This is a genomic window from Planktothricoides raciborskii GIHE-MW2 (assembly GCF_040564635.1).
GTDB lineage: Bacteria > Cyanobacteriota > Cyanobacteriia > Cyanobacteriales > Laspinemataceae > Planktothricoides > Planktothricoides raciborskii.
Genome location: NZ_CP159837.1, coordinates 4,896,559 through 4,917,310 on the forward strand (window position 1 = coordinate 4,896,559; position 20,752 = coordinate 4,917,310).

Consider the following 20,752-nt stretch of genomic DNA (forward strand, 5'->3'; position numbering starts at 1 on the left):
ACCGGAGAGGGTCATCCCTGTAAACGCCCTTAGATTGTGCGATTCTGGTGGCGATCGCTCTTATAGCCCTGGTCAGAGTTATGAAGTACAAAAAAACCTGTCGTTCCCGCGCCGGGACAAATCCAGAAAACCGCTGTACTTCATTCGGATCCCGAATCGATCTTATTTTACCTAGGGCGATAATTTTTTTGAACGTTTTGCTGAACCTTTTGCTGAACATTTTATTAACATTTTGTGAATATTTTGTGAATATTTTGTGAATATTTTGTGAACAGTGATATAGTTAACCCACATCGGTTCTAGTGGGAAGTCAGCCACTAGAGGTAACGGGGAAAGTCTGGTGCAAATCCAGCGCTGTCCCGCAACTGTGATGAGGTGCTATGTCTCTAAGTCAGGATGCCCGCCGAATGGACGTAGCAGCAATGTTGTTTATTCATCTGCGAGGTACAGATGCAGCAATTTGAGCGGATCGTTGACTTTACGATCCAGAATTATTTTTTCTTGGCTGTACCTCCTTTTAGTTTTTCTACACAGGAGGATCGGCGATGCGAAAACATGAACGAATCTTGACCCTGGGGGCAATGGCTGGGTTGAGTGCTTTTTTGGTGTTCGGTTCTACACCCCCAGCCCAAGCTATGCATATTATGGAAGGGTTTTTGCCGGTAAAATGGGCAATTTTTTGGTGGGTTGTGGCTTTACCGTTTTTTGTTTTAGGGGTGCGATCGCTGACTCGCATTACGCAAGAAAACCCGGAGTTAAAACTGTTAATCGCTTTATCTGGGGCGTTTAGTTTTGTGCTTTCTGCCTTAAAAATTCCCTCGGTGACGGGGAGTTGTTCCCACCCTACGGGGACGGGTTTGGGGGCGGTGTTGTTTGGCCCGCAAGTGATGACGGTTTTGGGCAGTTTGGTGCTGATATTTCAGGCGGTTTTATTGGCACATGGGGGGATTACGACTTTGGGGGCAAATGCTTTTTCAATGGCGATCGCTGGCCCTTGGGTGGCTTATGGGGTTTATCGTTTAATTCTCTCCACCGGCAGAATTAAGGTGGCAATTTTTCTGGCGGCAATGTTGGGCAATTTTGTCACTTATTTAATCACATCGATTCAATTAGCGTTAGCTTTTCCTGCCGCTACGGGTGGAATTTGGCTGTCGTTTTTAAAGTTTGCGGGTATTTTTGCGGTGACTCAAGTTCCCCTGGCTATTAGCGAAGGGTTATTGACGGTTTTGGTTTGGAATTGGCTGCAAGCTTATGCGACGGAAGAATTGCAAACCCTTAAACTATTGCGATCGCACAGTTAATCCAGAAAAAGCCCATCTTTTTAAGGGGGGAGTGGGGGTATCAATCCCTCAGTAAACGAGCAAAAAATCATCAGCAAAAGGATAATTCAGTAAGTATGCAAACGTCACAAAAAGAAAATTGGTGGTTAGTTGCCGCCGTTATTTTATTAGCGATCGCCCCTCTAATTTTCGTCCGAGGAGAATATGGTGGGGCAGACGGGGAAGCGCAAGAGGCGATCGCTGAAATTCAGCCTAATTATCAACCTTGGTTTAATCCTATTTTAGAATTACCCAGCCAGGAAATAGAAAGTCTTTTGTTTGTTTCCCAAGGGGCGATCGCTGCGGGTACTCTGGGCTATATTATTGGCCTTTATAAAGGTCGCACAGAGAAAGCGAATCAAAAAGCGAATCAAAAAGCGAATCAAAAAGCGAATCAAAAAGATTGATTTTGGTTATTTGTTGTTATTTCTGATTATATCCTAATAACTAGACCTCTTGCAAAATAAATATTTCGACCCCCCAACCCCCCTTTTTAAGGGGGGCTTTTAGGAATTTTGCAATAGGTCTAATAATAACAAATAACCAACAACAAAACAATGCACCATCAAATTGATTCTCTGGTTTATCAAAATCGACTGCGATCGCTGCCCCCAGAACATAAACTCATATTTGCGATCGCTTTATTTTGCCTCAGTTATGTGGCACCAATTGGGGTACAAATTTTGGTGACGGTCTGGCTGGGGATTTGGATTGTGGGTTATGCCCGAATTCCGATAAAAATATATGGAGAACTATTATTAATTCCGCTAAGTTTTTGGCTGGTCAGCGTTCCCGCTTTAGTGATTAGTGGAGTTGGCTTAGAAGATATTTCTCTGGTACAGGCAGATATTTGGCAAGGAATTAAAATCGGTTCATTTTATCTATACTTTAGTCAACAAGGAATTGACCAAGCTAGGGAGTTATTCCCAAGAGCGATCGCCCTAACTTCTTGTTTATATTTTGTTTTATTAACTATTCCGTTTGCGGATATCTTGCGAATTTTAAAATCTTGCGCTTGTCCGACTATAATTATAGAATTACTGGCTTTAATGTATCGGTTTATTTTTGTCTTAACTGCCACTGCTAACGAAATTTTAACCGCCCAATCAGCGCGAATGGGTTATGGTAATTGGCGCCTGGGAATGCGGAGTTTAGCCTTAATTGCCAGTCAATTGTTACGGCGAACTCTGGAAAATTACCGGCAAATTTCTATGGGTTTGGAGTCGCGGGGTTTTCGGGGAGAATTGCGGTTTTGGCATGGGCGAAGGTATCAAGCAAATTGGCGATATATTATGGAAGCTTTGGCGGGTTATTTATTGTTATTAGTTGGGACAGGGTGGCATTATGCTCATGGAATTTGACCAAGTAGAATATACTTATCCCTGTACTCAACAGCCGACGATTAAAAATTTATCTTTGGGCATTCCTCAAGGGCGATGCTGTGCTTTAATTGGGCGGAATGGTTGCGGTAAAACTACCTTATTTCGGTTGGCAAATGGGTTGTATCGTCCCCAAAAAGGGACGATTCGCTGGCAAGGAAAGCCGTTAAAATACGATCGCAGTTCTTTAAACCAATTGCGGCAAGCAGTGGGTTTAGTTTTCCAAGACCCAGAACAACAATTAGTCGGGGCAACGGTGGCAGAAGATTTATCTTATGGGTTGTGTAATTTAGGATTGTCGGACAGTGAAGTGGGCGATCGGGTGATCCAAGGATTGCGGGATTTTGACTTAATGGATTTAGCGGATAGTCCGGTAAATTATCTGAGTTTAGGACAAAAAAAACGGGTTTCTATTGCTGATGTGATGGTATTAAAACCCCAACTATTATTATTAGATGAACCCACCGCTTATTTAGATCCACCCCAAACCCGGAATTTATTAGCCACCTTGGAAAAAATTAGCGCCACTGGTACAACCATTCTCATTGCTACCCACGATTTAGATTTTGTTTATGCTTGGGCTGATTGGTTATTTGTGATGGATCGCGGGCAATTAATCTTAGAAGGAACTCCAGAAACGGTCTTTAGTCAGCGGGAAATCATTGAAGGTTTAGAATTTAGTTTACCCCGCGCTGTTGAGTTTCTGGAAATGGTGACAGAGTTATTGGATGGGGATGAGAATAACCTGGAAATAATTGCTCAAAAAATCCAGCAACGTTTTCGGGCTTAGGGATTTTTTGCTCTTTGTGTTCTTTGTGTCTTTGTGGTGAATAATTTTATTTTTAACCACAGAGACACAGAGGACACGAAGAAGAAAGAAGAGAGGCGATAGGCGATCGCACCCCAGAAAGAAACTCGGTTTCTGGGTTATAATTAAGGTAAAATAATAGAGAGTACAAATATGCGAAACAAAACTGACAAAACAATGGGCAAAGTTTTCACTACCTTAACCATCATTAACCGGGCTGACGAATCTGCTGCAAAACGAGGATTTATTCCTGAAGAACAAATTCGTTCTGTCACCCTAAAAGATGTCCTAGTTGACACAGGAGCAACCACTCTTTGTCTACCTCCTAATATTATCGATCAACTAGGACTTGAACTGCTGAAAGAAGTGGATGTTGCCACCGCTACGGGCTTCAGTACCGCTCGCATTTTTCAGGATGCTAAAATTTCTCTATTCGGACGTGAAGGAACTTTTGAATGTTTAGAATTGCCCGGAGGACGCGATCCATTACTGGGAGTAATTCCCCTGGAAGCTTTAGGTTTAGAACCGGATTTACAAAATCAAACTTTAAAGGTTTTACCAGAAAAATCTATGGATACTTATTTAACGATTTTTTAGCGGCAAATACCCAGGGAAAAGAAACCGGGTTTCTGTTATGGATATTGCAGCAATTTTCTCCGCGAGTAAACCACAAATACCTGTAGGGGCGAAGCATGACCGCAGACAAATTATTGCTGAAAAGATTAATCCAAATACCGGAATGCTTCGCCCGATCGTGGTTTAGTAAGAACGAAACCCGGTTTCTTTTTATAATGGACCAGGTTGATTAATCGGGGGAGGTGGCACAGGTTTAGGGGTAAAATAGCGATAAACTCCCAGAATTGCGGCGCTGCCTAAACCTAATGCTAAAATAGTCGCGGGAATTAATACGATTAAATTCGGTTTTTTAGACGGTTTGCCGTTTGATGTAGCTGGCTTTATAGAAACTTTAGTGGGAGTTAGGGCAGATAATAATTCACTGGCTGTTTGATAGCGTTTTGTGGCATCTATATCAATCATTCTATTTAAAATTGCCGCAAATTCATCACTGACTGAAGCGGGTTTAGTCCAGATAATTTGTGAGGTTTTTGGATCGGTTTGGGTGGGGATACTGCCAGTTAAGGCTTGAATTCCTAGGATGCCTAGGGCATAAATATCACTAGCTAATGTTGGACGGCCTTCTGCTTGTTCTTTCGGCGTATATCCAGCACTACCAATGCCAACTGTGTAGGGATTGGGATTTTGAGGATTTTGAGGATTGGAAATGGCGGTAAAGATTTGTTTGACTGCGCCAAAATCAATTAAATAAATTTGATTGTCGCTTTTGCGGCGAATTAAATTAGCGGGTTTGATGTCGCGATGAATAATATTTTGATCGTGGACAAAGCTTAAGGGCTTTAAGATATCCATTAACAGTTGTTTCACCTGGTCTGCACTCATGGGGCTTTGATTGAGTTCGGCGGTTAAAGTGTCTCCTTCGATGTATTCTTGGACTAAGTAAAATTCTTGGTTTTCTTCAAAGCGATCGAACAATTGGGGAATTTGTGGATGCCCTTTTTCCAACATATTTAGTACATCGCTTTCGGTTTGGAATAAGCGTCTGGCAACCTGTAACACTCCGGGGTCTTGGGATTGGGGTTGTAGTTTTTTCACTACTCTGATTTTATCCAAGTTGATATCTTGGGCAAGGTAGGTTTGGCCAAAGCCACCCCGACTTAGTTCTTCTAAGAGTTTGTAACGGTTTTGTAATAAATTTCCAATCATTTTTCAATCATTATGAGGGAGGAATAAGTGGGTGAGATAGGTGAATGAATTGCCAACTCCGCCTAACCGCTAGAACCTGTCCCCGCGTGGGGGTCGGATAAATCCGATTAATCTAACTAAAATTAATGCTTTTCAGGTAAGAGTTGCCGTCGGTTTCAACTGAGATATTGCACCAGTGGCAACAACCGGCGGGGATTAAAATCCCCGCCTAACATATCAAGTCGGTTGAAACCGACTGAAATGCTTTTAATACAAGGATCAAGAGTCGGTTTTAACCGACTGTAGGGGTCAACGGCCGTTGACCCCTACAGCCAGGGATTTTAATCCCCGGCGGTCGTTGCAACTGGTGCAAGATTTCGGTTTTAACCGACTTGCGCTATGAGCCAGGGATTTTAATCCCTGGCGGTCCTGGCGGAGCGCGGGGATTTCAAGCGGTCCTGGCGGAGCGCGGGGATTTCAAAGGCTGGTTGAGAATGGTGCAAGGTATCAGTAGGGGCGCAAGCCGAAGCGCCCCTACAGGCGGGGATTAGGTGTTGTCAACTGAGATATTGCACCAGTGGCCACAACCGGCGGGGATTAAAATCCCCGCCTAACATATCAAGTCGGTTGAAACCGACTGAAATGCTTTTAATACAAGGATCAAGAGTCGGTTTTAACCGACTGTAGGGGTCAACGGCCGTTGACCCCTACAGCCAGGGATTTTAATCCCCGGCGGTCGTTGCAACTGGTGCAAGATTTCGGTTTTAACCGACTTGCGCTATCAGCCCGGAGATTTTAATCCCTGGCGGGGATTAGGTGTTGTCAATTGGTCTGTATTATTGACCTTTATTCTGACATAAAAAATCCGTGATTCCCTCGTGGTCAAACTAATTACTATCTCGCTAAAATAATAAGAAATTCCTCAGTGAGAGTGAACCATGAACCCTCAATACTTTTGGCAGTTGGCGCCAAAGCTGGCCACTACTTTTGCCCTTTCAGCGTTGATGGCTTGTTCAAATACTTCAACGACTACTAGCCCCACGACTACTCCCACGACTCCTCCTCCGACAACTGAAACAAACTCTGCTAACCCGTCAGAAAAAACCGAGTTTCTCTGTGTGCAGGATGCCCAAGATGGCTGGGTGACAGTGGCCCAACGCAATAATTTAAGAACCATCAAGCCTTTGCTGGTTTGGCAGACTACGGAATTTGGCGAGAATTGGACACCGGAGAAACGCTGTCACCATGTCACTGAGAAACTCAATATAGCGGTGGCAAACAATGGCGGGTATTTGACTAACCTGGCTTTAAGGTACGGACTTGTTGATAACTATACGGTGATTTGTGTGGCGATTTCGCCAGAAACCTGCACGGCGAATAATATGCTGTTTACTTTGAGAGAGGAAAATGCCCAAAAGCCTCAAGAAGTGCTGGCTAAAATTGCTGGTTTTGCCAAAAACCAGGGGTCAGATAATAAGATTATTGAAAAAGGAGATCGTCAATATCTGTTGTTAGAGGATTTGTTGAATGGCGCTTTTTCTAGTGAGACCCGTTTGTAAGGCTGTAGGGGCGATTCGCGAATCGCCTCTACAGAGGGGTGAGGGAGCATCTCATATTTGTAAATCCGATTTTTTGGCTGTAGGGGCAAAGCATTCGGGCAGTTAATTATCGGTTGGAACAATTAAGGTAACTACCCGAATGCTTTGCCCTTACAAATATGGGTTTACCCGGTGTAAGGTGCCAGAATTTTCAGCTAGGTGGTGAGGAGTGATTCCGATGATGAGTTGGCGTTGGCAAAAGGTCGGGCTGCTGTTGGGGTGGCTGGTAATTGGCGGATTGGGTGGTTGTTCCTTGGGCAAAAGTGAGGAAAAAATTGCCAAAAAAGCTAAGGAATTTACGGTGATTATTGATGGCTGCGGTGCGGGGTCAGGGGCAATTATTAAGCGAGAAGGAAATACTTATTCGGTGTTGACTGCCTATCATGTGGTGGAAAAAAGTTGGACTTGTTTAATTTTTACCTCAGACCAAGAAAGCTATCAGGTGAGAGGGAATACGATTATCCAACCTGTGCCCAATGTGGATTTAGGGGTGTTGACTTTTACCAGTGACAAAAGTTACCCAGTGGCGAAATTGGGAAATTCGGAAAAGATGGTGGAAGCAACTAGCGTTCTTGTGGTGGGTGCTCCTGGGATTATTGGAAGAATTAAGACTCGGACTCTGTTGTTTAATTGGGGCAAAATTATTGGGAGAGTACCGCAACCCAAGGATGGTTATAGTTTAATTTATGATGCGAATACTGAACCAGGAATGAGTGGCGGACCGGTGCTCAATAACCGAGGGGAAATTGTCGGGGTTCATGGACAAGGAGACCGGGATGAAAATAATATTAAAACTGGGTGGAATTTAGGGATTCCGATTCAGATATTTCCCAAGGAAAAGAAAAATGATGATGATTATATCGGTAGATTAATCACTCGGATCAACTGGCAAAAGATCGCTATGCTGTTAGTAACAATAGCTAATTGGGGAATCATTTTTGTTATTGTTGTGCGGGTTTTTGTTTGGATATATATATATACTATCATTCACTTATTTCCCGGTGATTATATCGATAGATTAATCACTCTGCTCGACTGGCAAAATATCGCTATACTGTTAATAACAATAGCTAATTGGGGAATCATTAGATTAATCACCCTGCTCAACCGGCAAAAGATCGCTATGCTGTTAATAACAATAGCTATTGGGGGAATCATTTTTGTTATTGTTGTGCAGGTTTTTGTTTTGATATATATTATCATATATACTATCATTCACTATAACCGGCGGGTGGAATATAAAAAACCAGAATTTAAGTCAGCAGCAAATTCTACCAAATCTATAAAAACAGATAATAAATCTGCTGCGGATTATTATAATCAAGGATTAAGAAATTATAACTTAAAAAAATATGATTTAGCGATCGCTGATTACAACCAGGCGATCGCACTGGATCCGAACGATTCTGCGGCTTACTATAATCGGGGTATTGCCTACTCTGACTTAAAAAAATATGATTTAGCGATCGCTGATTACAACAAGGCGATCGCACTGGATCAGAACTTTGCTAACGCTTACTATAATCTGGGTTTGATTGCTGAGATTACTGGAGATGTTCAAACGGCGATAAAGAATTATGAAAAAGCTGCCGCATTGTACCAGCAACAAGGGGATGATATCTGGTATCAAAATGCGATGAATAATTTAAAAAGATTGAGAGGAGATTAGGTTGTTGTTCCGAAAAACCCATAAAATTAATCCCATCCTGTAGGGGCGAAGCATGACCGCAGGAGAAACCGGGTTTCTGCAACAATTTATGCTTCATACCGAAAACTTGATTAAGAAACCCGGTTTCTGAAAACCATAAATTTAATCCGGCCATGCTTCGCCCTAACCCCGACGATTGATTCATGGGTTAATCTATTTTTTTATGGCCTAAATATTCGGGCGAAGCATTCCGGTATAGAGGTTATCTTTTAAAACCATAAATTTACTGCCGGAATGCTTTGCCCCTACATTCGACGGTTGATAGCAAGAAAGAAACCGGGTTTCTGTGGTGAATTATGTAGGGGCGAATGGCCATTCGCCCCTACTGTGTAAGCAAGAAAAGAAACCCGGTTTCTGTGGATTTAACCACAAAGACACAGAGGACACGAAGAGGAAAGAAGAGAGGTGATAGGCGATCGCACCCCGGATATTTTATAGGGGTAAATAGAGCACAATTCCTTGCCACTCTACTGGCTGACTACAGCTTACAATTATTAGCAGATCATCGATCGCTTGTCTAATCGGCATCCGGTCATTAATCACAAACAAACCGGACATTTTTTCCCCGTTCAAGATGCGGTGATATGCAAAATCAGGCATCGTTGCTCGATCGTGGGTTAAAACAATGCGATCGTGATTTGCTGCCCAGTCTAAAATTGCTGGGTCATCAACCTGCCGCAGTCCAACCTCTTGAACGCGGATTAAATCCAAATTGGGTTCACGGAGAAAAAGTCCGCGAATAATGTCCCGATTGAAATTCTCATCGCTTAAAAAAGATAACATGACTAATTATGATTGTTTTTGCTGCAATAAGCGCGATCGAATATGACTCAAATCCGGTTGAATATCCGATAGCTTTTCCTTGACAGCTTCGGCTACTTTTTCCCTGCGATTTAGATAAGCATCGAGGGAATCTCGGTGGCGAAGATAGTAGCCAATTGTCACATAAACATCAGACAATGACAAGGTAGAATATCTCTGGACAATTGACTCAGGAGAGGCTCCATCCTGAAAAGCTCGAATAACTAATTCTAGCAATACCCTTGAATTGCCAACTCTAATCGCTCCGGTTTCATCCTCTTGAAGCGGAGGAGTTTCACATTCTAGAACTAAACTCATTCATTAATCTCCGATATGAAATATTTGCTGACTATATTATAGCTTAATAATAGCAGCAAAGAAACCGGGTTTCTGTGGTGGATATTACAGCGTTTTTATATTAAATATACCACAAATCCCTGTAGGGGCGAAGCATTCCGGCAGACAAATTAAGTAGGTGAACATAATTAATTGCACTTTTCGTTCCCCGCCGATAGGCTGTGGATTCCCGCCTTCGCGGGAATGACAGTTTTTTTCTGATATGGTATGTGGTGCATTTATTTCTGCCCGTCTACTTATTGCTGAAAATATTAACCCAAATACCGGAAGGCTTCGCCCGATCGCGGTTTAGTAAGAAAGAAAACCGCTGTAGGGTTAACTGTTGGTGGCAAAAAAGAAACCCGGTTTCTGGGTTTCTCAGAATCAAGAAACCCCAATACGGTTTCTATGGGAATGCCCCAACTTAATCGTTCCATTTGCTTAAACTCTGACCAACGGGGAAATTTACCATCAGTAAATTTAAAAGTGTCAATCCCCCCTAAAGGATATTTTAACCGACCATTAATTCCCACTAAATAACCATGCTGATTTAAAATCGGGCCGCCACTCATTCCTGATTCAATCTCATTAGTATAACCGATTTGATATCCTTCTTCTAGGGGACGGTCTAATTGCATGGCTAATCTGCCGGTGGTTAACCGAAATGCTTTTAATCCCCAGTCGCGAGTATTGTTAATTCTGGTTTGGGTTTCGTCATGCCATTGCCAATTAGGAAATCCGGCAGCGTAAAGCAAATCTCCGACCCAAAGTTGCCGATTTTCCAGTAATTTAACTACGGGATAAGACCGGGAACTGCTAAATTTAACTAGGGCAATATCTAAGTTGCCAAATTTCTCTGGAGAAATCCATTGGGCGGGATGAATTGCCCCATCTTGGGTTAAAATATGATAGTCAGTACCCGTTGAATCTTCTACTACATGGCGATTGGTTAATACGGTATATAATATGGTAGAATTATGCTGTTGCTGTTGAATAATTACCCCGGAACCAGCACTATCTTTGGTGAAAATTCTGACGGTGACTTGTTGGGCGATTTCTGCGACGCGATCGCTGCCTATTGGTGGTGATATAGTTGGTAAATTGATGCTGAGTTTAAATTCGGTAATTTCTAGGAATAGCCAGAAGATAATCGAGAGGAATATTCTGATTAGTAGCCGGATGGCAAATTTTCTGGTCATCGGGAGATTGTCACAGTGATTTGATGATTTGGATATTTGTGATATTTTCTTCACATAGATTATCAACAGATGCCAATAATTTGTATCATGGGTAAGTAACAAAGAGGTAAGCACTGATGCAACTGTATATGATTCGGCATGGGATTGCTGCAGATGCGACGGAATTTGTCAAAGACGCAGACCGAGCATTGACCCCAGAAGGCGATCGCAAAACGGCAAAAGTCGCCAAACAATTACATAAAATGCAGATTCACTTCGATCTGATCTTAACCAGTCCCCTACTGCGAGCCCAACAAACCGCAAAAATACTTCAAGAGGCTGGTTTGTCAGCAAAAATTGAAGAATCTCCTCACCTAGCGCCCGCAGGAGAAATCAAAGATTGGTTAAAGTGGCTAGAACCCAAGAAAGAAAAAGGATGTAACTCTTTGGCGATCGTCGGGCATCAGCCAAATTTAGGCCACTGGGCGGAAATTTTACTCTGGGGAGAAACTGCCGATGCTTTAGTGGTGAAAAAAGCGGGAATTATCGGCTTAACCTTGCCAGACCTGGGTTCGCCGATCGCTCGGAGTGAGTTATTTTGGTTCACTTCGCCAAAATTGTTAATTTTTGATCCGTAAAAAGCAAAAAGATCATTATGAAATCAGAGATAGCCAAAAGTTTCTGGTAAGTTACCTTCATATTCAATTAAAGATGAAAGAGATTTAACCATGACGGGCGACAACGCTAAAAGAAATCTCGAGTTCAAACCTGGCCTAGAAGGTGTCCCAGTTACTCTCTCCGGTATCAGTTTCGTGGATGGACTTAATGGGATTTTGGAGTACCGGGGAATTCCCATTACAGACTTGGCTAACCATAGTTCGTTTGTCGAAACTTCCTATCTATTAATTTGGGGGCATCTGCCCAACGAGCAAGAACTCAAGGATTTTGAGCATGAAATCCGTTACCACCGACGGATTAAATACCGGATTCGGGACATGATGAAATGCTTTCCCGAAACTGGTCATCCAATGGACGCACTGCAAGCTTGTGCCGCCGCCCTGGGCTTATTTTACTCTCGGCGAGCCTTAGATAATCCCCAATATATCCGGGATGCGGTGGTGAGACTATTAGCCAAAATCCCGACAATGGTCGCCGCTTTTGACATGATGCGGAAAGGGAACGATCCCATCCAGCCCCGTGATGATTTGGATTATTCCGCCAATTTTCTCTATATGTTGACGGAACGGGAACCAGACCCACTCTCCGCCCAAGTATTTGATATTTGCTTAACCTTGCACGCGGAACATACCATTAATGCTTCTACGTTCTCCGCTAGAGTCACCGCCTCTACCCTAACTGACCCGTATGCGGTGGTAGCCTCTGCGGTAGGAACTTTGGCAGGCCCATTGCACGGTGGGGCGAATGAAGAAGTGCTGACAATGTTAGAAGAAATTGGTTCGGTGGAAAATGTTCGCCCGTATGTGGAGAAATGTATCGAAACCAAATCTAAGATTATGGGATTTGGACACCGAGTTTATAAGGTGAAAGATCCTCGTTCCACGATCTTACAAAACTTGGCCGAAAAATTGTTTGAAAAGTTTGGCCATGATGAGTATTACGAAATTGCCCTGGAACTGGAAAAAGTCGTTCACGAAAAAATGGGACAAAAGGGCATTTATGCTAATGTGGACTTCTATTCTGGTCTGGTTTATCGCAAATTAGGAATTCCATCGGATTTATTTACCCCGATTTTTGCGATCGCCCGTGTCGCTGGTTGGTTAGCCCACTGGAAAGAACAACTGAATGAAAACCGGATTTATCGTCCGACCCAAATTTACACAGGTTCTCATAATGCCGAATATGTGTCACTGCATGAACGCCCAACAGGGAACGATCGCGATTCGGTCAATTTTTGAGGCAGCATCATCGAGGTGACTCTGACCAGTCATCTCGATTCTGGTAATCTGCCGATCGCCAAGAGATATTTGTCTTAAACACCTATATCACCAACCGGGTTTCAGTTGGCAAAATTAATATCATTCAGTGCCGAAACTCATCGGCATTAGTCCGTTGAAATCCGGTTTGTTAATCGTCAGGATTTTTTAGCAACAATCAACCGACAACGATTAACAATTGTTTGCTTTTTATCCAGACACGCAAAAGGCAGGCAAAAGGCAGGCAAAAGGCACGCAAAAGGCACGCAAAAGGCACGCAGTGAAGATTCAATTGTCAACAGTCAACCCGATTAATTAGCGGTTTCCTGTTGCTTTGGATTTATCCGGTGCTTTTGGTTTTCGGGCAGTTTTCGTAGCGGGTTTTGTCTGTTTAGTTTGACCAGTTAAATCCCCAGTCGAACTCTGTCCATCTCCGGTATCACCGGCGATCGCATTGGTTGCCGTTCTTCGGGTAGTGGTTCTGAAGGTGACATTCACTCCTTCATTAGATTGCTCCAATACCAACAAAGGTGTAGGTTTGGCTTTTTGATCCCAATGAATATAAGCAACTCGACCTTGAATTGTTGGCTGCCAAGTATCGTGATCTTCTTTAGTAGTTAAATAGGTTTCCAAGCAATCAATAATTTGACTAATAGTTTTGGAGGTAGCTTGAGTTGGCAGTTTAGTTAGTTTAATTTGTACGCGGAATAATACTCGCTTTTCCGGTCTTTCAATTTCTCCGGCTTCATATTCCACATCAAAAGTTTCCTCAACCAAACGTCCAGCCCCTCGATTGTCAATATTGGGACGTAAAGCCAGGGTAATTTGCTCTTTAACTTTCACTTTAATTTGGTTGACAATGGCAAAATGGAAATTTTCTTCCTCCATCCGCAACCGTAAATAATCTAAGTTAAACTCTCTAGAGTGTATGAGGTCTGGATTTTTCTCCATTTTACTAATGGTAGAAAGAGCCATTTTCATCTTTTTGTTCATTTCTTTATTTTTAAAATCTTCAAACTGCATCTTTTTTTTCATGCTTTTTATTTGCATATTTGCATATAAAAAAGATAGCAGCATCAACACGAAAAACACTCCAGAGGTTCCCATCCAAATTCGGTAGTCCGTGAAAAGATTATTCACCGGAGCTTCTGCGGGGGGTTTGCTGGTCTGGGCTTTGGTCTGGGCTAATATTGGTTGAATTGGGATAAGAGAGTTTGACATAGGTATAATCTTTAAAAAGTGACTGGTCAGAGACTCGGAGAAAAGTTACCAATTTTACTTAAAAAATCCGGTTTAAAAAAGGCGGACAGCTATCAGCCATCTATCACCAGATAGTTTGTGCCTAAATTGGCATTTTACTGGCAAATCAGAGATTTTTTGGCTCGGAAAATTTAACATAATAATCACTTCGCTCCTTTTTGTCTATTTTTACATCAATTTTTGATCGATGCCCAGACCCAAAATATCCATGATTTTTTTAGGATCGGCTCTTTTCGCTCAGAAATCTCGATCGCCTCTAAGTTTTTATGGGAGAGAAGACCATCAAGCACCTGACTTCTATGATATCAAATTCCGTTGCATAGTTGCAATTAAAAGTGAGAATACCCATCACTGAGCCTTTAACGGTTATTTGTTGTTAGTTATTTGTTGTTAGTTGTTTGTTTTTAGTTATTGGTTAGTTGTTTGTTATTTGTTATTTGTTAATTATTGGTTATTAGTTTATTGTTATTTGTTATGCGTGATTAACAACAAAGAACCAAAGAATCCCTACCCAAAGAATCCCTACCCAAAGAATCCCCCCAACCCCCCTTCAAGGGAGGGACAACCAACCAACAACCAACCAACAACCAACAACCAACCAACAACCAACCAACAACCAACAACCAACAACCAAATTTGTTAAGGTTAAATCTGACCAAAGTCAATATTTCTAGTAGATTCGACCTAATGACCTGTTTACCTTTATCGGCAGCGATCGCCTGTAATTTTCATCACGATGTCCGTTTAGTGGCAACGGATTTTGATGGCACTTTGACAAAATGCGGGAAAATTACCGCTGATTTACTCCAAAGTTTAACAGATTTGGCCGATGCGGGATTTTCGGTTTTGATTGTCACGGGGCGATCGGCTGGGTGGGTGAATGGGTTAGCAACTTATTTGCCCGTCATAGGGGCGATCGCCGAAAATGGCGGAGTATTTTTTTCCCACCGAGACACGGATCCGCCAGTGATTTTAAGTGCGATCGCTGACCTGTCAGAACATAAACTCAAGTTAGCCCAAACTTTTGCCAGTTTGCAAGAGAAATTTCCCCAAATTCAAGAAAGTGCCGATAATCGGTTTCGTTTAACCGATTGGACATTTGATGTTCACGGACTTAGCTACGAAGATTTACAAAGAATCAATGCATTCTGTCAGCAAGCTGGTTGGGGATTTACCTACAGTTCTATTCAATGTCACATTAAACTCGCTACTCAAGAAAAAGGCAGCGCTTTACAAAAATTATTATCCTTACATTTTCCCGAATATTCACCCCAACAAGTTCTCACCGTGGGGGATAGTCCCAACGATGAAAGCTTATTTAATTCGTCGTTATTTCCCCTTTCCGTTGGGGTGGGGAATTTGTGGGAATATCTGCCTCGTCTCACCCATACACCCGCCTATATAACTCAGGAAAAAGAAGTGGAAGGATTTCGGAAGTTAGTGCGATGTTTAACTAATGCTTCTTAGGTTTTGTTGCCGATAAAATCCCAAATAGTTTAAAAAATTGGCAGCAAATGGTGAGATAATGGTGAGATAATTAATTCTAGCAAGTTTTGATCGGAGTATTGATGTTATGGCTTACTGGCTATTTCAAGGAAATCCTAAATATTATAAAGTGACTCAGGCGATTCAAGATTTTGAGGAAATGTTATGGTTAGTGACTCGTTACGGGAAAGAAATTGCCGTGGGTGATGAGGTGATAATTTGGATGGCGGGAAACGATGCGGGAATATACGCGATCGCCGAAATTATTGAACCTGCCCAATTCCGTTCTGAAGTGAGCGATCGCGACTATTGGCTGGATAAAACTCGCATAGGAATTAAGCCCCAAGCGAAAATTCGTTTCACCAAAAAATTCTTAGAAAAGCCTCTATTACGCAGTACATTAAAAGAAGACCCACTATTGCAAAAGTTATTAGTTATCCGTGCCCCAAATAGCACCAATTATAAGATTAATTCCGACGAATGGCAAGCAGTGATGAAGTTACTTTCTGTTAAATAATTGTTAATTGTTGTTGGTTGATTGTTCTTGGTTATTGGTTCTTTGTTATTTGTTCTTGGTTCTTACTGTTCGCCAACCAACAACCAACCAACAACCAACCAACAACAACCAACAACCAACCAACAACCAATATGCTAATTCGCCTATCCCAAACTTATCTCAATCATTTAGAAACTTGTCCAAGAAAATTTCAGCTAATTTATCTAGAACAACTCAGTTCGCCTATTAGTCCAGACCAAGAAGAAAAGTTAGCTTGGGGAAAACAATTTCACTTGCTAATGCAGCAGAGAGAATTAGGTTTATCCGTAGAACTTTTATTTCAGGCTGACCCAAAAATGTGGGAGTCTTTTCAGGCGATCGCCCAAGGGGCGCCGGAGATTTTTTTACCCAGTCCTAATTCTGCCACTTTTCGCCAAGCTGAACATCTCAGAACCTGGAAAATTGAGAATTTTTTATTAACAGTGGTTTATGACTTATTAATTGCCGAAGAAAGCAGCGCCCAAATTATTGATTGGAAAACCTATCCGCGTCCCCCAGTCCGGCAAAAAGTGGCGGAAAATTGGCAAACTCGTCTCTATTTATTGGTGTTAGCAGAAACTAGCGATTATTTGCCAGAACAGCTATCAATGACTTATTGGTTTGTGGAGTCGGCAAGAGACCAAGGCAGTGAGAAAAATCTTCACGATCATCGTGATGGGCGATTCCCTCCGGGATCGCTGCGCGAATCGCGGTCTAGCCAATGTTTAAAATTTATCAGCGATCGACAACAACACGAACAAACCAAACAAGACCTCAGCCAACTTTTAACCAAGTTACAACGCTGGTTAAAAGACTATGAAAACGGCCAACCATTTCCCCAAGTTCCCGAAAATTCCGGCAAATGTCAAAATTGCCAATTTTCTGTCATTTGTAAGCGCGATTAAGTTCCTGTATGGGCGAAGCATTCGGGGTAAAATATCGGGAAAAAATGTTTACTTTTTCCCATACATACCTCTCAGGGCGAAGCATACTCTTCGAGAAGGCTTCGCCTACGGGTACAAAATTTTGATTACTTCCCATAAATTATTTGCCCAAATGCTTCGCCCCTACAGCCGCAAATAACCAACAACCAATAACCAACAAAAGAATCCCTACCCACCAATAACCAACAACCAAAGAATCTCTACCCAACAACCAACAACCATTAACCGTCAACTTTCAAATTTTTCAGGGCATTTTCTGCGGCATTTTTTTCCGCATCTTGTTTACGACGACCTATTCCCGACCCATAAACCTTACCCTTCACCCGCACTTCCGCCGTAAATTCCTTAGCATGATCAGGCCCTGACTCTTTAACAATCACATACTCAGGATTTTTCCCAAATTTGTCCAAAGACCATTGCTGAAACCGATTTTTAGGGTCAATCAAATGTTTGGGATTTTCATCAACTTGGGGCAAGGCAATGCTTTTTACTACCGGAGTAAATAGCCGTTTAACATAAGCCCGAACGGATGTAATATTAGAGTCCAGATAGTAAGCGCCGATCATCGCTTCAAACGTATCACAAAGTAAAGAAGGATTATCCCTGGCTCCATCTTTAATTGCCCCTTGACCCAGGCGCATCTTTGACCCTAATTTTAGTTCCCGTGCTAAGGTCGCTAATTGCTTTTCCTCCACTAAAGCGGAACGCATCCGAGTTAATTGGGCTTCGCTCATATCGGGATAATTTTTGTACAAAAAATCGCCAATCAGAAAACCGAGTACCGCGTCACCGAGAAACTCTAGCCGCTCATTATCTTCCGCAATTTCCGGGTGTTCGTTCACATAAGAACGGTGAGTCAAGGCTTGATCTAATAGTGACTGATTGTTAAATTTAGGCAGTTCTGACATTTTTAGTGCTTCTGTTTTAGTGCTTTTGTTACTGAATAGATTAAGCGATCGCCAATGATAGCAAATTTATCCGCGTTGCATATATCCCACATTCCGCACTTCAAAATGTAGTATATGAGACTAATAATTCAAAGCTTGTTATTATAAAAGCTTTGAAAACTATAAGTAAAAATACATCATCAATTATTGACATTACTTGTCAATAGCCGAAGCTGTAACCCAATTCGTTGAAAAACCTCTTAGTCGTGCGGAATATGGGGTGCAAAGCCGAAAATTTTGGCAGTTGTCAATAGTTATTGGCAGAAATTTTGTCACTAAAAAAAACACAAAAGACACAGAGAAAATCTCTTTGTGTCCTTTGTGTTTTTATCACAGCGTTTCTGTGGTATTTTCTGTGACGCTAAATTAATTAGCTGGTAATTAGCCTGGCTTCAAACCCAGCTAATTACTAAGTTTTAGAGAGCCTTAGCTTTCGCCACCACATTATCCACAGTGAAGCCCATTTTGTCCATGATAATATCACCAGGAGCGGAGGCACCGAAACCATCAATAGTCACGGTAGCACCGGCAGAACCCACATAACGACACCAGCCAAAGCTAGAGGCAGCTTCTACCGCCAAGCGCTTGGTCACGGCCTTGGGCAGGACGGATTCGCGATAAGCTTCGTCTTGCTCGTCGAACAGTTCCCAGCAAGGCATAGAAACCACGCGAACTTTATGGCCTTCAGCGGTTAACTTCTCAGCAGCATCCACACAAAGGCTGACTTCGCTGCCAGTGCCGATCAGGATAATGTCAGGGGTGCCATCGCAGTCCACGACGATATAAGCACCTTTAGCCACACCTTCAATAGAACTGCCAGCCAAGTTGGGCAGATTTTGCCGGGTCAGGGCCAACAGGGTGGGACGCTTGCGATTTTCGATCGCCACCTTATAAGCGCCAGAGGTTTCATTACCATCAGCGGGACGCATCACCAACAAATTGGGAATCACGCGCAGGGAGGCAATGGTTTCTACGGGCTGGTGGGTGGGGCCATCTTCACCCAGGGCGATGGAGTCGTGGGTCATCACCCAAATCACGCCCGCTTCAGACAGGGCAGACAGACGGATGGCGGCCCGCATATAGTCAGCAAACACCAAGAAGGTAGCACCGTAAGGAATTAACCCAGAGTTGTGCAGGGCTAGACCATTACAAATGGCACCCATGCCATGCTCGCGGACGCCAAAGCGGAGGTTACGATTGTGGTAGGCACCTTTTTGGAAATCTCCAGAGACTTTCATTAAAGTCAGGTTGGAGTGGGTCAGGTCAGCGGAACCACCAATCAGTTCAGGAATTGCCGGGGCTAAAGCATTCAGAGTAATTTCCGAATGTTTGCGGGTGGCCACTCCCTTGTCTGCGGGGGTATAGGTGGGTAGAACTTTTTCCCAGCCTTCGGGTAACTTGCCAGCGATCATGCGCTCGAATTCGGCAGCATCAGCAGCATACTTGGCTTTATAAGTGGCAAAAGTTTGACTCCACTCAGCTTCGGAGGCAGCACCCCGCTCGATCGCCTTACGGAAATGGCTCAGTGCATCTGCTGGCAACTCAAAGGGTTCGTATTCCCAACCGAGGTTTTCGCGGGTAAATTTGACTTCATCGGCACCGAGGGCAGCCCCGTGAACGCCAGCGGTATTGCCCTTGTTGGGGGAACCGTAGCCGATGGTGGTTCTGACTTTAATTAAAGAAGGCTTGTCGGTGACGGCTTTAGCGGCGGCGATCGCTTTTTCAATGGCGGCCAGGTCGGTATTGCCATCGGCGACTTCTTGAACGTGCCAACCATAAGCTTCAAAGCGCTTACCCACATCTTCGGTAAAGGAGATACTGGTATCACCGTCGATGGAGATATGGTTATCATCGTAGAGGGCAATCAGTTTGCCCAGGCCGAGGTGTCCGGCCAGTGAGCAAGCTTCTCCAGAGACACCTTCCATATTGCAACCATCACCGAGGATGACATAGGTGTAGTGGTCTACAATAGTGCAATCTGGCTTGTTAAACTTGGCGGCTAAATGAGCTTCCGCCATTGCCAAACCCACGCCGTTGGCAATTCCTTGTCCCAGGGGTCCGGTAGTCACTTCCACCCCAGGAGTTTCAAAGTTTTCTGGGTGTCCGGGAGTTTTGGAACCCCATTGACGGAATTGCTTAATGTCGTCAATGGTTACGCTGTCGTAGCCAGTGAGGTAAAGCAAGGCGTATTGCAACATACAGCCATGTCCGGCAGACAGGACAAAGCGATCGCGGTTGAACCATTGGGGATTTTTGGGATTGAACCGCATAAAACGATCCCAAAGCACAAATGCCATAGGAGCGGCACCCATTGGCAGACCTGGGTGGCCTGACTTCGCCTTTTCTACCGCGTCAATGGCCAGAAAGCGAATTGAATTAATACAAAGTTCTTCGAGTGATGGTTTAGTTGCAACGGCCATAATATCTGATTGGTAACGACGATTTTAACATAAATAAGGTGGGCTGATTGCCAAAATTTGTCTTTCAGCACACCAGGGAACAAATTCGCCCATGTTCTGAGCGAAGATTAACAGATAAAGGGATGCCCCCCATCGGTTAACACCATGATCCCACTAGGGGTATTTCTAAGCAAGGGGTAAAAAATAAAAATACAGAGAAGCAGGGGTGCGGGGGTGCGGGGGGGCGGGGGGGCAGGGGGGCAGGGGGGTCTGCCATCGGCAGGGGAGCCGGGGGGCGGGGGGGCGGGGGAAAGTGAAAAGTCGTAGGGGATTTCTGGCCAGAAAGCCCGTACAAAAGAA

The 20,752-nt window shown here is 43.4% G+C and carries 20 protein-coding genes and 1 riboswitch; of the genes, 13 read left to right on the forward strand and 7 right to left on the reverse strand.

Going from position 1 to position 20,752, the window contains the following annotated elements; translation table 11 throughout:
• Positions 1-277: 277 nt before the first annotated feature.
• A riboswitch (cobalamin riboswitch) is annotated at positions 278-423 on the forward strand.
• 122 nt (positions 424-545) lie between these two features.
• From ABWT76_RS21015 to ABWT76_RS21040, 6 genes are all read left to right on the forward strand, one after another.
• The gene (locus ABWT76_RS21015) at positions 546-1,301 is read left to right on the forward strand and encodes an energy-coupling factor ABC transporter permease (RefSeq protein WP_054466847.1); all 756 of its coding nucleotides are present in this window, start codon (positions 546-548) and stop codon (positions 1,299-1,301) included.
• Between the two features lie 95 nt (positions 1,302-1,396).
• Positions 1,397-1,726: an energy-coupling factor ABC transporter substrate-binding protein gene (locus ABWT76_RS21020; RefSeq protein WP_190878569.1), complete on the forward strand. Its 330-nt coding sequence runs from the start codon at positions 1,397-1,399 to the stop codon at positions 1,724-1,726.
• Between the two features lie 150 nt (positions 1,727-1,876).
• Positions 1,877-2,680, forward strand: a complete 804-nt coding sequence (cbiQ, locus tag ABWT76_RS21025) for a cobalt ECF transporter T component CbiQ (protein WP_190878571.1) — start codon at positions 1,877-1,879, stop codon at positions 2,678-2,680.
• Complete coding sequence (locus ABWT76_RS21030) at positions 2,664-3,488, forward strand: energy-coupling factor ABC transporter ATP-binding protein (protein WP_190878573.1); 825 nt, start codon at positions 2,664-2,666, stop codon at positions 3,486-3,488. The genes cbiQ and ABWT76_RS21030 overlap by 17 nt, the downstream gene beginning before the upstream one ends.
• Positions 3,489-3,659: 171 nt before the next feature.
• Complete coding sequence (locus tag ABWT76_RS21035; protein ID WP_190878576.1) at positions 3,660-4,103, forward strand: aspartyl protease family protein; 444 nt, start codon at positions 3,660-3,662, stop codon at positions 4,101-4,103.
• 37 nt (positions 4,104-4,140) lie between these two features.
• Positions 4,141-4,269, forward strand: coding sequence for a hypothetical protein (locus tag ABWT76_RS21040; protein WP_277926247.1), 129 nt, complete (start codon positions 4,141-4,143; stop codon positions 4,267-4,269).
• 23 nt (positions 4,270-4,292) lie between these two features.
• Here the strand turns inward: ABWT76_RS21040 and ABWT76_RS21045 are convergent, their stop codons facing one another.
• Positions 4,293-5,288, reverse strand: a complete 996-nt coding sequence (locus ABWT76_RS21045; RefSeq protein ID WP_190878578.1) for a serine/threonine-protein kinase — start codon at positions 5,286-5,288, stop codon at positions 4,293-4,295.
• A 917-nt stretch (positions 5,289-6,205) separates the two neighbouring features.
• Here ABWT76_RS21045 and ABWT76_RS21050 point away from each other — a divergent pair.
• Both ABWT76_RS21050 and ABWT76_RS21055 read left to right on the forward strand, forming a co-directional pair.
• Complete coding sequence (locus ABWT76_RS21050; protein ID WP_190878580.1) at positions 6,206-6,826, forward strand: COP23 domain-containing protein; 621 nt, start codon at positions 6,206-6,208, stop codon at positions 6,824-6,826.
• A 217-nt stretch (positions 6,827-7,043) separates the two neighbouring features.
• Complete coding sequence (locus tag ABWT76_RS21055; RefSeq protein WP_354634905.1) at positions 7,044-8,534, forward strand: trypsin-like peptidase domain-containing protein; 1,491 nt, start codon at positions 7,044-7,046, stop codon at positions 8,532-8,534.
• Between the two features lie 471 nt (positions 8,535-9,005).
• On the opposite strand, the gene ABWT76_RS21060 is transcribed toward ABWT76_RS21055, so the two are convergent.
• From ABWT76_RS21060 to ABWT76_RS21070, 3 genes are all read right to left on the reverse strand, one after another.
• Positions 9,006-9,356, reverse strand: coding sequence for a DUF5615 family PIN-like protein (locus ABWT76_RS21060; protein WP_190878584.1), 351 nt, complete (start codon positions 9,354-9,356; stop codon positions 9,006-9,008).
• A 6-nt stretch (positions 9,357-9,362) separates the two neighbouring features.
• On the reverse strand, positions 9,363-9,692 hold the full coding sequence (locus ABWT76_RS21065; RefSeq protein WP_190878586.1) for a DUF433 domain-containing protein: 330 nt from the start codon (positions 9,690-9,692) through the stop codon (positions 9,363-9,365).
• A 290-nt stretch (positions 9,693-9,982) separates the two neighbouring features.
• Positions 9,983-10,909, reverse strand: coding sequence for a serine protease (locus ABWT76_RS21070; RefSeq protein WP_354634906.1), 927 nt, complete (start codon positions 10,907-10,909; stop codon positions 9,983-9,985).
• 116 nt (positions 10,910-11,025) lie between these two features.
• Here ABWT76_RS21070 and sixA point away from each other — a divergent pair, with 116 nt between their 5' ends.
• Complete coding sequence (gene sixA / locus ABWT76_RS21075; RefSeq protein ID WP_054466838.1) at positions 11,026-11,526, forward strand: phosphohistidine phosphatase SixA; 501 nt, start codon at positions 11,026-11,028, stop codon at positions 11,524-11,526.
• Between the two features lie 90 nt (positions 11,527-11,616).
• Complete coding sequence (locus tag ABWT76_RS21080; RefSeq protein ID WP_354634907.1) at positions 11,617-12,804, forward strand: citrate synthase; 1,188 nt, start codon at positions 11,617-11,619, stop codon at positions 12,802-12,804.
• A 333-nt stretch (positions 12,805-13,137) separates the two neighbouring features.
• Here ABWT76_RS21080 and ABWT76_RS21085 read toward each other — a convergent pair whose 3' ends face one another.
• A complete protein-coding gene (locus ABWT76_RS21085) occupies positions 13,138-14,043 on the reverse strand; it encodes a hypothetical protein (protein ID WP_054466836.1) in 906 nt (301 codons plus the stop codon).
• Between the two features lie 726 nt (positions 14,044-14,769).
• On the opposite strand from ABWT76_RS21085, the gene ABWT76_RS21090 reads away from it, so the two are divergent.
• The 3 genes from ABWT76_RS21090 (at position 14,770) to ABWT76_RS21100 (ending at position 17,007) form a co-directional block, all read left to right on the forward strand.
• Positions 14,770-15,549, forward strand: a complete 780-nt coding sequence (locus ABWT76_RS21090; protein ID WP_054466835.1) for an HAD family hydrolase — start codon at positions 14,770-14,772, stop codon at positions 15,547-15,549.
• A gap of 106 nt (positions 15,550-15,655) precedes the next feature.
• A complete protein-coding gene (locus ABWT76_RS21095) occupies positions 15,656-16,084 on the forward strand; it encodes an EVE domain-containing protein (RefSeq protein ID WP_190878592.1) in 429 nt (142 codons plus the stop codon).
• A 131-nt stretch (positions 16,085-16,215) separates the two neighbouring features.
• Positions 16,216-17,007: a PD-(D/E)XK nuclease family protein gene (locus ABWT76_RS21100; protein WP_190878594.1), complete on the forward strand. Its 792-nt coding sequence runs from the start codon at positions 16,216-16,218 to the stop codon at positions 17,005-17,007.
• A 260-nt stretch (positions 17,008-17,267) separates the two neighbouring features.
• Here the strand turns inward: ABWT76_RS21100 and rnc are convergent, their stop codons facing one another.
• Together rnc and tkt are read right to left on the reverse strand one after the other, a co-directional pair.
• Positions 17,268-17,954, reverse strand: a complete 687-nt coding sequence (gene rnc, locus ABWT76_RS21105) for a ribonuclease III (protein WP_054466832.1) — start codon at positions 17,952-17,954, stop codon at positions 17,268-17,270.
• A gap of 455 nt (positions 17,955-18,409) precedes the next feature.
• A complete protein-coding gene (gene tkt / locus ABWT76_RS21110; protein WP_054466831.1) occupies positions 18,410-20,413 on the reverse strand; it encodes a transketolase in 2,004 nt (667 codons plus the stop codon).
• Positions 20,414-20,752 lie beyond the last annotated feature (339 nt).